Source organism: Chitinophaga sp. Cy-1792 (genome assembly GCF_011752935.1).
In the GTDB taxonomy this organism is placed as follows: Bacteria; Bacteroidota; Bacteroidia; order Chitinophagales; family Chitinophagaceae; genus Chitinophaga.
This window is the reverse complement of record NZ_VWWO01000001.1, coordinates 883,290-897,133: the sequence shown is the minus strand read 5'-3', so window position 1 is coordinate 897,133 and position 13,844 is coordinate 883,290. Positions and strand designations below refer to the sequence as shown.

Annotated in this window: 9 protein-coding genes; 4 read left to right on the top strand and 5 right to left on the bottom strand. The window is 45.0% G+C overall.

Translation table 11 applies throughout. The features are described from left to right. Positions 1-301: 301 nt before the first annotated feature. The gene (locus F3J22_RS03740; RefSeq protein ID WP_167014426.1) at positions 302-2,125 is read right to left on the bottom strand and encodes an ABC transporter ATP-binding protein; all 1,824 of its coding nucleotides are present in this window, start codon (positions 2,123-2,125) and stop codon (positions 302-304) included. A 16-nt stretch (positions 2,126-2,141) separates the two neighbouring features. Next, positions 2,142-3,626: a retropepsin-like aspartic protease gene (locus F3J22_RS03735; protein WP_167014425.1), complete on the bottom strand. Its 1,485-nt coding sequence runs from the start codon at positions 3,624-3,626 to the stop codon at positions 2,142-2,144. A gap of 343 nt (positions 3,627-3,969) precedes the next feature. Between F3J22_RS03735 and F3J22_RS03730 the strand changes: the two genes are divergently transcribed. Both F3J22_RS03730 and F3J22_RS03725 read left to right on the top strand, forming a co-directional pair. Next, the gene (locus F3J22_RS03730) at positions 3,970-5,184 is read left to right on the top strand and encodes a glycosyltransferase family 87 protein (protein ID WP_167014424.1); all 1,215 of its coding nucleotides are present in this window, start codon (positions 3,970-3,972) and stop codon (positions 5,182-5,184) included. A gap of 63 nt (positions 5,185-5,247) precedes the next feature. Continuing rightward, the gene (locus tag F3J22_RS03725; protein ID WP_167014423.1) at positions 5,248-7,536 is read left to right on the top strand and encodes a GH92 family glycosyl hydrolase; all 2,289 of its coding nucleotides are present in this window, start codon (positions 5,248-5,250) and stop codon (positions 7,534-7,536) included. 88 nt (positions 7,537-7,624) lie between these two features. Here the strand turns inward: F3J22_RS03725 and F3J22_RS03720 are convergent, their stop codons facing one another. Together F3J22_RS03720 and F3J22_RS03715 are read right to left on the bottom strand one after the other, a co-directional pair. After that, positions 7,625-8,713 (bottom strand): family 10 glycosylhydrolase, encoded by a 1,089-nt coding sequence (locus F3J22_RS03720; RefSeq protein ID WP_167014422.1) that lies wholly within the window; start codon positions 8,711-8,713, stop codon positions 7,625-7,627. Positions 8,714-8,718: 5 nt separating this feature from the next. After that, positions 8,719-9,819 (bottom strand): carbohydrate-binding family 9-like protein, encoded by a 1,101-nt coding sequence (locus F3J22_RS03715; RefSeq protein ID WP_167014421.1) that lies wholly within the window; start codon positions 9,817-9,819, stop codon positions 8,719-8,721. A gap of 161 nt (positions 9,820-9,980) precedes the next feature. Between F3J22_RS03715 and F3J22_RS03710 the strand changes: the two genes are divergently transcribed. Together F3J22_RS03710 and F3J22_RS03705 are read left to right on the top strand one after the other, a co-directional pair. Next, complete coding sequence (locus F3J22_RS03710) at positions 9,981-11,969, top strand: S9 family peptidase (protein ID WP_240154996.1); 1,989 nt, start codon at positions 9,981-9,983, stop codon at positions 11,967-11,969. A 34-nt stretch (positions 11,970-12,003) separates the two neighbouring features. Further along, a complete protein-coding gene (locus F3J22_RS03705) occupies positions 12,004-12,780 on the top strand; it encodes an enoyl-CoA hydratase-related protein (RefSeq protein WP_167014419.1) in 777 nt (258 codons plus the stop codon). Positions 12,781-12,853: 73 nt separating this feature from the next. On the opposite strand, the gene F3J22_RS03700 is transcribed toward F3J22_RS03705, so the two are convergent. Next, positions 12,854-13,555 (bottom strand): porin family protein, encoded by a 702-nt coding sequence (locus F3J22_RS03700; RefSeq protein ID WP_167014417.1) that lies wholly within the window; start codon positions 13,553-13,555, stop codon positions 12,854-12,856. Positions 13,556-13,844 lie beyond the last annotated feature (289 nt).

The window sequence follows — 13,844 nt, the reverse complement described above, 5'->3', positions numbered from 1 at the left end:
TTTGTATTGAATAAAGAATAGTTGTTAAAATCAGGTGCTGTATATGGCGGGATTTACTATCTTTATCATATAAGTTGCACCCGGTTAACTGGTAAATCTTATTGAAAACGGACCATATCGTCGAATATTGCTTTCAACAAGACATATATAATCCAACATATAACAGCATCGCATAAACGCTGCTGTAAACGTTTTTTGTTGTCCCCATGGCAAGCGTGGGACGACGCCTGCACAGGCCTAAGTCTGTGTACTCAGTGAGATTAGGAGCACTCTTCTTCCCCGAAGGTGCTCCTCCTTACTATCATTGATAACCAGCAGCCTGCAAATGAAACAGCTCTGCATATCTGCCATTCTCTTTCAGTAATTCTTCATGACTTCCCAGTTCTATCATCTGGCCTTTATCCAACACCAGAATTCTGTCCGCCATTCTAACAGTGGAGAACCGGTGTGAAATCAACACCGCAGTTTTTCCTTTTGTTAGTTCTGCGAAATGCAGGAAAACATTGTATTCAGCCCGGGCATCCAGCGCAGAAGTAGGCTCATCCAGTATCAGCAGCTGCGCATCCTTCATATATGCTCTGGCCAGAGCAATTTTTTGCCATTCACCTCCTGAAAGCTCAATACCCTTGTTGAAACGGCGCCCCAGCATCTGACTGAAACCATTCGGCATCTTTTCTATCAATGGCAGGGCCAGACTTTGTTCTGCCGCTTCGGTGATCAATCGCTGATCATCTTTATGACCAATATTACCCACCGCAATATTCTGAGAAACTGTCATCTGATAGCGCTGAAAATCCTGGAATATAACGCCAACGTGTAAACGCAGATCTTCCGGATCATAATCTCTCAGATCGTGACCATCGAGTAAAATACGACCTTCCACCGGATCATAGAGCCTGCTGAGCAGCTTTACCAGCGTGGTTTTGCCGGCACCATTTTCTCCGACAAGCGCCAGCTTTTCACCGCTGCGAAGTGTAAAGCTAAGATGGCGAATTGCCCATTTTTCCGCATTTTGATATTTAAAACCAACATCCTCAAATACAAAGCCTTCTTTAATCGGCTGTGGAAAAGGCAACGCCTTACCTACCACCTCCATACGTGATTTTATTTCGAAGAAATCGAACATATCTTTCAGGTATACAGCCCCTTGTGTAACGCTGGAGAAGCGTATCAATATTCCCTGGAAGGTTGTTCTCAGCTGCCTGAAAGACCCTGCCAGAAAGGCCAGATCGCCAATCGTCAGCGCGCCGTTAATGGTACGGAGGATTATTATCACATAGGCGGCATAATAGCCCGCACTGCCTATCAGCGCGAAGAAAGTGCCCCAGAAAGCGTGCTTCCGCTCCAGGACTTTCTTATCGTTGTAAAACTGATCAGAGATGACTTTAAAGCGCCCGATCAGGAAGTCGGACAGGTCGAACAGCTTGACTTCCTTGGCTGTATCGTCGCTGGCGGCGATAAAACGGATATAGTCCAGCTCACGCCTGGCGGAGGTTTGCCCCCAGGTGAGCATGTAGTACTTATTGTTATAGCTGGATTCATTGAGGAATGCCGGGATAACAGCCACCAGCAATAAAAGTATCAGCCATGGGTTAAAGACGATCAGGCCGGCGGCCAGAAAGCCTACGGTGATCATATCCTGCGCCTGGCTCATTACCTGCGACAGCAGGATAGTACGACCGGCAGTTTGCTGCCGTGCCCGCTCCAGTTTATCATAAAACTCAGAGTCCTCGAATTGGTCAAGGTCTAATGTGGCCGCGTGTTCCATGATTTTAACGGAGCTGCTGTTGGCAACCAGTTCGCCAAGAAGTCCGTCTGTATAGGAAATTACTCTGGAGAGGCCATCTGAAATTACAGCGAGTGTTAATTCGATGGCTACCAGCTGCCATAGAAAAGAGGCATCGTGGTGGGAGGGGTCTTTGCTGAGGTGAACTACCTGGTCAATAATCAGTTTGCCGATATACAGGAGAGATAATGGCATGGCCGATTGTATAACACGCAGCAGTATATTGACGATCGTCAGTTGCTTACTGGTTTGCCAGACCATTCTGAAAAAGGCTGGCAGGTTACGTAATGCTGCCAGCCTTTCTTTAAAGGTCATGTTAGGGTTATTCCTTGGTCTCATGACCTGAAATTACGAATTAAGGAATATCTATCTTCCAGGGTTTGCCGTATTTATTTACTTCTACCTTCATGGGCTGGTCTTTCCACTGGGCGGCATACTTCTTAATATTTTCCGGGTTCATCAGTTCAGCGGCTTTAACCCCGTTGATGGTCATCACCTCATCATCTTCCGAGATGCCACTATCTGCAGCACTGGTTTGGGGCATAAAGCGCCTTACCAGCATTTTGCCATTGGCAAAAGCCCACTCCACATTTTTCATCCAGAAGCTAAAGGGAAGGTTATAGTTGTTATTTGGCACTGCAGAAAATTTATGATCTGCCAGGTTAATAACCCAGTTAAAGCGGCTGATCAGTTCAATACCGAAGCTACCGTCGCCTTTAGGAGACCATTTTTCGTCGCCTTCGCGATAAGCCTGCATAGTGCCCGTAAAGTTGCCGATATGCCATTTATTCAGGTCTACACCGTTAAAAACACCGTTTACAACAGGAGAGGAGTGACCCATACTGGTAGTGGTGCTGTTGGATTCGACCTTAAATCCTTCCATCAGGTGGTTTCTGTTTACGGAAGGACCAAAGATGATCAGCGGATATCCTGCGCCGGTATCGAAGTGGAAATCACCGTCCAGGACTCTTCCGCTATTGAGGGTAACACTACTCTTAATACCCGGTACACCGAGGGAGTAATCCAGCGGGATGATGGCCGCATTGGTATTATAATCGAATTTCCCGATGGTATACAGGCGTATCTCAGACTTATCGAAATCTATCTCCGTAATATAATTACGGAGGAAATTAGCGCCGAAAAGGCCGTCCAGGTCATCTCCGAACTGAGGGAAGATAGCGCTGTTATTGTTGGGGATACTGAGTGTATCGAAATGCATGGTAATACCCGAAGCGATACCGATTTGCTGAGAGGCGCCTACAACACTGGCCTGTTGCTGCCTGCTGGCAAAAATCCCGATTTCATCTGCCACGCTTTTTTTAATACCCATGCCATCAGCACCGGTATCAAACAGGAAGCGCAATGGCTTTTTACTATCGTTGAGTGTGAGCGTCAGTACGATTCTGTTCCGGGAATATTGGAACGGAATAACGGCTGCGAGGGCTGCTGGCTTGTCCAGGTCGATGCCTGCAAGCAGGTCATAATACTGGATTTTTTCTACTTTATTGGCGGTATCCAGGTAGATCCAGGTTTCGAAGGCTTTTTGTTTTACGTTGGCATATTTCACCAGCACTCTTTTTCCTCCCGGAATGGTTTCTTCTTTTTTAATGCTGAGTTTATCCAGGCTGTCTTTGCGGAAGGCTCTGTCGAGCATGCCGTAGGCATAAGGTGCAGGATAAAATCCCAGGTGAAAGTCAGGGGAAAGAAGTGGTTTGGCGAGCTCCACGCTTTTGTTGCGGATGGCATTTTCCAGGGAGCTGATGACGTCAGCAGGCCGCTGTGCATACAGTGATGATGCCGTGCACAGGAACATGCCCGCGTACAGGATTACTTTTCTCATGGTTGGTTTTAATGGTGGTTTATCGGGTGAAATTATTATAAATAAGCCTCATTTGCAGGTATTTTTTAATTTCAGCAGCGATTGAATTTGATTATCTTTCAGATAGATTGTTCATTTAAATGTTTTGAAAATGCTGATCGCTATTTCTATATTAATATGTATCATATTAATTTTCAGTATATTAATCGGAATTGTTCGAATAAATCATCAATCACGCGAATGGTTTTCGCATAATGATTAAAAAAAATCTGCCTTAGATAGAGGGGATGCGTTTGAACGTGCGTTATTAAGTTGTATCTGTATTCTGTACTGTAGCATTATTCTTAAATACAACTTATAATTCATGCGTGCAAGGAGGAATGTGCTGTCATATCTGGGCGAAAAAGAGTGGTTTATACTGCTGTTATGGTTTGGGTTGGCCGCTGTGGGCACAGTAACTGAATTATCAAGAGGAAATATGAATAATTTCCTCATCTTCCGCCAGGTATTCTTTCACCTGATTCATCAGCAACCGCTGTATATAGAGTATCCTTCTGAATATCTTGATGTAAACCTCTATGGTCCTGTTTTCAGTATCATGATTGCGCCATTTGTCGTATTTCCGGTAAAGATCGGGGCATTCCTATGGTCGATGGCAGGGGCGGGAGCGATATTTTATGCCATCCGGCAGTTACCCATCACAAAGCTGCAGCAAAACATCGTGTTATTGCTGTGCAGCCAGGAGCTGATGGGCGCCTCCGGCTGGTTCCAGCTCAACCAGTTTATACTGGCATTCATCATACTTACCTTTACCGCTACTATAAAAGGGAAAGACCTGCTCGCTGCTTTTTTCATAGTGGCAGGAACCCTAACTAAATTTTACGGAATAGTAGGACTTAGCTTTTTCTTTTTCAGCCAAAATCCGAAACGCTTCATTGCAGGGCTTTTCCTATGGTCAGGGGTGTTATTCGCATTACCTATGCTAATGTCCTCTCCACAATATATCCTACATTCCTACCAGGACTGGCTGATGGCGCTGGTAGCAAAAAATGCAAAAAACCAGCATAACCTGGTCAGCTTCCAGGATATATCTGCCGGAGGACTGATCAAGCGTGTATTCAAGCTCCCTGAGCTGGATGACCTGGTGGTATTGGTGTCTGGTACATTACTTTTTGCATCACAATACCTTAGACTTAAGTATAGAAAGAATAGCAATTATCAATTATATATTCTTTGCTCTGTTTTATTTTTTCCTGTGTTGTTTAGTAGCAGTTCTGAGTCGCCTACCTACATCATTGCAATACCTGCTATCTGTATCTGGTACGTGATTCAGAACCCTACAAAGTGGAATAACGTATTCATTTTCTTCGCTATACTACTGGTAAGTTTCTCACACTCGGATGTATTAACACCATGGTTCAGGAAAAACATCGCGGTGCCTTATGCTATCAAAGCTTTGCCATGCCTGGTTTTATACCTGGTGATCGTATATCAGATACTTACAAGACAATTTCTCCGGCTTCAGCAAAACATCATTCCTGTATATGCCGATAAGCCACAGGAGCTAATGCGTGCATAAAATTTAGCAAATTTTTTTTATTATCCCGACGTATCTTGCCATTCTAAAGAGTGTGTTTATATTATGTTAACGGGATTCAAGATTGGTCGCGCCTTAGCGCTATCGGCTTTAGTTTGCGGCAGCATACAGGCTGGCGCACAAACTCAGCCAACTACTGCCTCAACTTTTAAGGAGAGTAAAAACCTTGCCGCTGTAGATCCATATATTGGCTCCGGTGGACATGGCCACGTTTTCGTAGGTGCCAGCGTTCCATTTGGTGCCGTACAGGTTGGGCCTACTAACATTGTGAAAGGGTGGGACTGGTGTTCCGGTTACCATTATTCAGATAGTGTTGTGATCGGATTTTCACAGATGCACCTCAGCGGAACCGGTATCGGTGACCTCGGAGATGTACTGATGATGCCTTACACCGGCGCCATCAGAACCAACAGAGGTACACAGGAAAATCCTACCTCCGGCTACGGCTCTCACTATTCTCACAACAGAGAAAAAGTTCGCCCGGGATACTACTTTGTTCACCTGGACGATTATAATACTGACGTAGAACTCACCGCCACAGAAAGAGTAGCATTACATCGCTACACCTTCCCTAAAGATCAGCAAGCCAATATCATCGTGGACCTGAAAGAAGGTATCGGCTGGGATGCTCCCGTAGAAACCTATTTCCATAAAGTAGATGATCATACAATCGTAGGCTACCGCTATTCCAAAGGATGGGCTGTAGACCAACGCCTGTGGTTTACCATCAAGAGCAATACTCCTTTGAATGAAGTAACCCTCTTCGATGGCGACAAACAGGTAAGCGGAACAGAAGTGAAAGCAGTTGCCACCAAAGCGGTGATCAGCTTCAAACAATCACCAGGACAGGTAATGCTGAAAGTCGGTATTTCTCCGGTGAGCAGCGAAAATGCAACGGCTAACATCAACGCTGAAATGCCAGGATGGGACTTTGCAAAAGTGGTAAACGATGCAAATACCAAATGGGAAAAAGAGCTGAACAAAATCGACATTCAAACCAATGACGAAGCTGCCCGCCGCACTTTCTATACCGCTATGTACCACACGATGATTGCACCAATCCTGTTCAATGATCATGATGGCAGCTATCGCGGTACCGACAAAAAAGCATATCCTAATCCAGGATTCAACAACTATACTGTTTTCTCCCTGTGGGATATCTATCGTTCATGGGGCCCGTTGAGCACCATTCTGCATCCTGACAAGGTGAGCGACTTCGTAAACTCCATGGTTACTATCTACAAACAACAGGGCAAACTGCCTATATGGCCACTTGTAGGTAGCGAAACCAATTGCATGGTAGGTTACCATTCAGTTCCAATTATCGTGGATGCATACCTGAAAGGTTTCAAAGGATTCAATGCCAACGAGGCTTTTGAGGCCATGAAAGCTTCTTCTACCCGCGATGATCTGGGTGTGAAATATGTAAAAGAAAGAGGTTATATCCCTGCAGATAAAGAATACGAATCAGTATCCAAAGCGATGGAATACGCCATCGACGACTGGTGCATCGCTGCCATGGCTAAAAAGCTGGGCAAAACTGCTGATTACGAATACTACAAAAAACGCGCAGGCTACTATAAAAACTATTTCGACAGCACCATTAAATTCGTACGTCCGCGTATGAGCGATGGCAGCTGGAAAACGCCTTACAATCCTTTCAACTCCATCCACGAGAAAGGTGACTTCACCGAAGGTAACGGCTGGCAATACACCTGGCTGGTGCCTCAGGACGTGGAAGGCCTGATCAAACTGATGGGCGGCGACGCTGCTTTCACCACCAAACTCGATAGCCTCTTTACTGCAAAAGGCGACATGGGCGCAGAAGCTTCCAGCGATATCTCCGGCCTGATCGGTATGTACGCGCATGGTAATGAACCTAGCCACCACGTTACCTACATGTATGCTTTCGCTGGCAACCAGTGGAAAACTGCTGAAAAGGTAAGACAGGTAATGAAGGATTTCTACTTCGATAAGCCTGAAGGCCTCGCCGGTAACGAAGATTGCGGCGCTATGTCTTCCTGGTATATCTTCTCTTCATTAGGTTTCTATCCGGAGAACTCCGCCAGTGGCATCTATGTAATTGGTAGTCCGCTGTTCAGCAAAGCTTCTGTACAGGTGCAGAACGGTAAGAAATTCACTGTAAATGCTATTAACAACAGTGCTGATAACATCTACGTACAAAGCATTAAACTGAACGGTAAGCCATATACGAAAAGCTATATTAGTCACAGCGATGTGGAAAAAGGCGGCGTAATGGAAATCACCATGGGTAGCAAACCAAATCTGAACTTTGGTAAAGCACCTGCAGACAGACCTTACAATAAATTATAAAATTATGTTTAATCCCGCGCCTTCGGCGTGGGATTAAACGAAAAAAGCGTCTCTACTCAGTAGAGACGCTTTTTTCGTTTATAGGCAATTATGCTAAGCTTCCTTTAAGAACAGTTAATACTTCCGGAGTTACATCCCCGAAAATAGAAACCCCGGCAGCACCATTGCTGACAGCCAGTCTTACTGCTTCACGGAAATCATCGTAGTTATTATGAAAGTCTGGCATAAACAAGCCTGCATACAGCGGAAATGCGCCGTGTAAGGCTTTTACGCCTTCTGCCACTGCATCACCGATCCAAACAATTTTTTCTCTATAGAAACCATGATAGATCATAGGGCAAACCGCCGTCAGTGGCCAGTTTGTCCAGTCTTGTCGAACAATACGCTTTGCAATTTCAGGGGTAGGGAATACCGCTGCTGTAATCGCTTTCTTGTGGCTTTTCGCTACCGCGGCGAGGTTATTCACCACGTTAGTAACGCGATCGTAGCGATATTTGCGCCAGGATGGGCTTTGATCAGGATGCTGAATATCTTTAGGATCAACGCCATATTTCTCTTTATAGCCACTGCAACAGGTATCGCAATAACAGAAATCATATTCAGGCAGTTCTTTCGACTGATCGATACCATAATGATCCCAGAGATTTACCGGCAGGATTACATCACAGAAGCGCACATAATCCAGGTGGATACCATCTACATAATCTTTAGAGAGAATTTGTTCTACCTGTGATTTCAGGTAATTTACTACTTCCGGTTTGCTTGGGCATAACCATCTGTAGTAATCTACATAAGGCGGATGATCTGCACAGGATTCACCTTTCCTGTTTTTCGCATACCATTCCGGATGACTTGCCAGCAGATCTTTTTCACCACGGTTCATCGTCCACATCCAGCGGTGAGCCTTGATACCATTGGCTTTGGCAGCTTTAAAATGTTGCTCGCTGTCTGCCTCAAACATTATATCCAGGATACCTGCTTTTTTGTAACCGGCATACTTCTTTACCAGGTCTTCGTATTTTTCTTTGTGATCAGGATTGATCCATACGCGGTGAGATACTGTGGCAGCTTTACCTGCAACTGATGCTACTTTTTCCGCTGCGCTAACGGGCAACAGTGGATTTGCCATTGCAAGGCCACCAATACCCAGGGTCTTAATAAAATTACGTTTATTCATAGCCGTTATTTTTTCTGTAACCAGATTTTTCCATCCTGATTAATATGTAGGATATCCGCTGCGATTTTCTTACCTTTTATTGTCCACTCAAAGCTGCTACCATCGCCGGAAAGCGTAATATTATAGGTTCCGCCATTATCCACATTTATCTTGTCTGTTATATTTAATTCTGTTAGGGAAGATGCATATTTCCCGTGACTGGCGCGGTATTCACGCTGCAAGTTATACAGTCGCCACGCTTCTTTCCTTGCTTCAGTATCTGCCGGATATACGAAAGTTTTATTGCCTTTACCGGCACTCGCTGCAGCAAACTGGAGGTATCCCCAACGTTCCGGAGCATGCATATCAATCATTTCCTGTGCTGACCAAACCCAGTTGTTCTCCGGCTTTTTCAGCTTTACGTATTTACCGTCAACAATATCTGTGTCCCATTCTACACGGGAAAAATTAATTCTCCATATATCATTATCTGCGGGCACAGCACTTTTATCTGTCAGCTGCAAAGCGCTGAACGGAATAGCCATTTCCACCGTCCATGAGGAGTCCTGATCAGCTGGATGATTGATAGTACCATTAATTTTGACGGCTGTTTTCACGCCTTTAGTATCCCATTTCATATCAAAGCTGCCACCATTGCGGTATGGCTTCGACATAAACAGGTCCATTAAAGTATTGAAGGCATTAATTTCCAGTTCAAAATACTGATGGGTATCACCATTTGGGTCAATAAATACTTCGAAATCATTATCATGATAAATCACCGCATCGCGTTGGGTCAATGTAGCCCAGATGTGCGGTTCCTGCAACCATGCCCCAATGTACAAATAGTTTTTATCCCACAACATTTTAATACGTGTGCGGTAACGAGGCGTAGGCTTTGTGGTTCCTTCGATGTCTACAAAGTCTTTTGTCCATGGTACATTTTGCCATGACGACTCATTCAGATCACCATCAATTTTAATATTGCCTGCAGTTTTATAGCAGACATAATTCTCAGGAACAATTGTATAATTTTTGAAATTCCTGGAAGCCACCTGTCCATCGGCAGGAACGGCGAAACCAACACCCATGGCGAGCGTTACAAGTAAGCAAAGGCGTTCTAGCATATCCTTTTAATATTTACAACAACAACAAACTGAGGACTTAAAGTTAAACTTATTAAATTATGAATCCCGGAAAAGCATTTATTCCTACATTTATACGATCCAAAACAACCGTTCAGATCATGTATAAACCAATTTTACTGACAGGTCTATTATTTACAACTATGGCAGCATCAGCCCAGGAAAAGATGACGCCAGAGCTATTATGGCAGCTCGGCAGGGTAAGTGGAGAGACTGTAACAGCCGATGGCAAAAATGTTATCTATGGCGTATCCCAGATAAATCTGGCAGAAAATAAAGGAGAGAAAAATCTTTTCTCCATTCCATTGACAGGAGGCCAGCCTAAACAGCTGACGAGCAGTGCAGGTGCAGAAGGAGATGTGGCCTTATTGCCAGGTAACAAAATCGGCTATTCACTGAAAGGACAGTGGTGGGAAATGAATGCCGACGGCAGCAATCCTGTGCAAAAAACCAATGTAGACGGTGGTATGCAGAATATCCGCATCTCCCCGGATGGTAAACATATCCTGTTCTCTAACGAAGTAAAAATCAAGAAGGTCTCCGGTAAAGACTTCTTCCCGGATCTACCTAAATCCAATGTACAGATCTACGACAACCTGAACTATCGCCATTGGGATGCCTGGGAAGATGGTAATTTCTCCCATGTATTTTATGCTACTTATGAAGATGGTAAAGTAGGTACACCAGTGGATATCATGGCAGGAGAGCCGCATGATTGTCCGCAGATGCCTTCCGGTGGCCCTGAGGATATGATCTGGAGCCAGGATGGTAAAAGCATCCTGTATGTATGCAAAAAGAAATTCGGCAAAGACTACGCATTGAGTACCAACACCGATGTGTATGAATATAACCTGGACAACGGCACTACCCGCAACCTGACCGAAGGCATGATGGGTTACGACGTTGCGCCGGTACTTAGCAACGATGGCAAATACCTGCTGTGGTTATCTATGGCACACGATGGTTATGAGGCAGATAAAAATGATGTTATCATCCTCAATCGCGCTACCGGCGTAAAAACCAATCTTACCAAAGGCTGGGACGGCACCGCTTCCGGCGCAAGATTCAGCAACGACGGCAAGAAAATATACTTCCTGGCCGTGATCAAAGGCACCGAACAACTGCTGGAAATCACGCTGCAGAAGGATATTGCGCAAACCAATGAAAAACATATCCGTCAGGTAACCAATGGTGAATTCGATATCAACGATATGATCAGCCAGACCGGCAACACCATGGTAGTTACCCGTACTGATATGAACCATGCTGCGGAAGTATTCACCGTAGACCTGGTAAAAGGTGCTGTGCAGCCGTTGACGACAGTAAACAAGGCTACCTACGATAAAATCGGTATGAGCAAAATTGAAAAACGCTGGGTAAAAACCACCGACGGGAAGGAAATGCTTACCTGGGTGATCTTCCCGCCGGATTTCGATCCAGCTAAAAAATATCCAACATTGCTGTATTGCCAGGGTGGCCCTCAGTCTGCATTATCACAGTTTTACTCTTTCCGTTGGAACTTCCAGCTGATGGCAGCACAGGGTTACATCGTAGTAGCACCTAACCGCAGAGGTATGCCTGGCCATGGCGTTGAATGGAATGCCGCTATCAGTAAAGACTGGGGTGGACAACCTATCCGCGACTACCTGAGCGCTATTGATGATGTCAGCAAGGAAAGTTATGTGGATAAATCCCGTCTGGGAGCAGTAGGCGCCAGCTATGGCGGTTATTCTGTATACATGCTGGCAGGCGTACACGAAAACAGGTTTAAAACCTTTATCGCCCATGATGGCCTGTTCGATATTAAAAGCTGGTATGGTACCACCGAAGAGCTGTGGTTTGCCAACTGGGATATCGGAGCTTACTGGGACCCAGCCAATGCCAATACCTATAAAAACTTCAATCCGAGCGAACATGCCAATAAATGGCACACGCCTATCATGATTATCCAGGGTGGTATCGATTTCCGTGTTCCTATTGAGCAGGGCTTACAGGCATTCCAGCTGGCACAGCTGAAAGGCATCAAGAGCAAACTGCTGTATTTCCCGGAAGAGAACCACTGGGTGTTAAAACCGCAGAACGCCATCGTATGGCAGCGTGAGTTCTTCAACTGGCTGAAAGAAACATTATAATCATCTGTAATTCATTAACACCAAAATAGTCTCCATGGCAGCCTTATTGCTTGACATCCGTGATGGTGCAGCCACCATTACCTTAAACAGACCAGAAGTATATAACGCCTTCGATGATGCCCAGAGTTACGAACTCCAGGATGCATTAAAACAGGTAGAAAGAGATCCTTCCGTACGTGTAGTGGTTTTAACGGGGGCCGGCAAGGCCTTCAGTAGTGGCCAGGATCTGAAAGCTTCCATGGAGGCTGGCAAACGCAGTCTCAGCGACTCCTTGCATAAACGTTATAACCCTATTATCAGGGCTATACGAAATATGCCTAAGCCGGTTATCTGCAAACTGAATGGAGTGGCAGCCGGCGCGGGATGTTCCCTGGCGCTGGCCTGCGACGTGATCATTGCCAGCGAAACCGCCAGCATGATAGAGATATTTGTGAATATTGCGCTGGTATTGGATTCGGGGTCTTCCTACTTCCTTCCCCGGACGGTAGGCTATCACCGTGCCTTTGAGCTGGCCACCAAAGCCAGCAAGGTAAGCGCAGAAGAAGCGCTTAAACTGGGGCTGGTGAATAAAGTAGTGCCGGCATCAGAACTGGACGAGGCTGTGGCCGCAGAGGTGAAATATTACGCCAATGCACCAACGAAAGCCATCGCCCTGATGAAGAAAATGCTGACCAAAGGCATGACCGAAGACCTGGATGCAGTGCTCGAATATGAGGCCTATTGCCAGGAAATCGCTGGAAGCTCCGCTGATAATACAGAAGGGGTGCAGGCCTTCCTCGAAAAGAGAACGCCCGTATTTACCGGAAAATAGCAGATCATCTGCCTGAAAAGAAAAACGCGCCCCGCCGAAGCGGGACGCGTTTTTTTATATTCGTCAATTGGTATTAAAGACCACTCAGGGCGATACCGATCTGGTAAGGACGGATATCGTATTTGTCGGAGTTTTTCAGCAGTGGAGTCAGGGAATAGTTGTAGAAAAGTGCAAAATTTCCATAACCTACACGTGCAGAAGCGGCAAAACGCCATGGGTTGAAATACTCCTTATTTCTTTCCTTGTCGGTAGTTTTACCACCGTTAGGACCAGTGAATTTAGCTTTCGTATGTGCATCTACGAGGGCACCGATTTTCAGACCGATAGCAGCCTTAAAGCCTTTGTTAGCGTTATCAGGAACGGAACGATATCTTAATTCAACCGGAATTTCCAGGTAAGTAGTAGCTACTTTATATCTTTTGTTGGCAGTAGAATAAGGGAAAGTAACGTCTGAAGTATTAACACGGCCGGCAACATCCATGGTGTGGTCTTTCAGCATAACACCATCTGTACTGATACCGAGACCCGGAGCGATACTGAATTTAGAACCTTTCAGCGGCATATCGTACATGAAAGCTATATTAAAAGCCCTGTTGAAGCCAGACTTCACGCTATCCGGAGAATTTGACCATCCACTGTAACCAAACTGGATCATCAGGAAGTCTTTGGAATGGGAAACGGAATTCATTGCTTTATTCATCGGCGAACCACCGTCCTGTGCAAAAACTCCCAGCGAAATGGCTATCAAACCAAGGGTAAAAATTATTTTTTTCATAAAATCTTAATACTTAAGAAAAAGAATATTAGGCAAATTTAATGGAATGATTGTAAAACAATTGGTTAAAATATTGCAAAAACATCCACCGGATGAATCATTTCCGCGGTGGAAGTTACACAAAAACTCAAATTGATATTGATATTCTTTTTTAAGTAGTCAACCCCAAAATGAACAAAATGAACAGCAATTTGGGCTAAATAATCATTAAATTGATATAAAATCTTCGATTTGGTCCTAATCTCCTGTCAACGCTGGTAATTTATAGTTATACAATTTTTAAGAGTTT

Bases quoted from the DNA above. Each gene is read 5' to 3' on its own strand.
- F3J22_RS03725 (WP_167014423.1), top strand. From the start codon at position 5,248: ATGTTAACGGGATTCAAGATTGGTCGCGCCTTAGCGCTATCGGCTTTA.
- F3J22_RS03705 (WP_167014419.1), top strand. From the start codon at position 12,004: ATGGCAGCCTTATTGCTTGACATCCGTGATGGTGCAGCCACCATTACC.
- F3J22_RS03720 (WP_167014422.1), bottom strand. From the start codon at position 8,713: ATGAATAAACGTAATTTTATTAAGACCCTGGGTATTGGTGGCCTTGCA.
- F3J22_RS03710 (WP_240154996.1), top strand. From the start codon at position 9,981: ATGGCAGCATCAGCCCAGGAAAAGATGACGCCAGAGCTATTATGGCAG.
- F3J22_RS03740 (WP_167014426.1), bottom strand. From the start codon at position 2,125: ATGAGACCAAGGAATAACCCTAACATGACCTTTAAAGAAAGGCTGGCA.
- F3J22_RS03735 (WP_167014425.1), bottom strand. From the start codon at position 3,626: ATGAGAAAAGTAATCCTGTACGCGGGCATGTTCCTGTGCACGGCATCA.
- F3J22_RS03715 (WP_167014421.1), bottom strand. From the start codon at position 9,819: ATGCTAGAACGCCTTTGCTTACTTGTAACGCTCGCCATGGGTGTTGGT.
- F3J22_RS03730 (WP_167014424.1), top strand. From the start codon at position 3,970: ATGCGTGCAAGGAGGAATGTGCTGTCATATCTGGGCGAAAAAGAGTGG.
- F3J22_RS03700 (WP_167014417.1), bottom strand. From the start codon at position 13,555: ATGAAAAAAATAATTTTTACCCTTGGTTTGATAGCCATTTCGCTGGGA.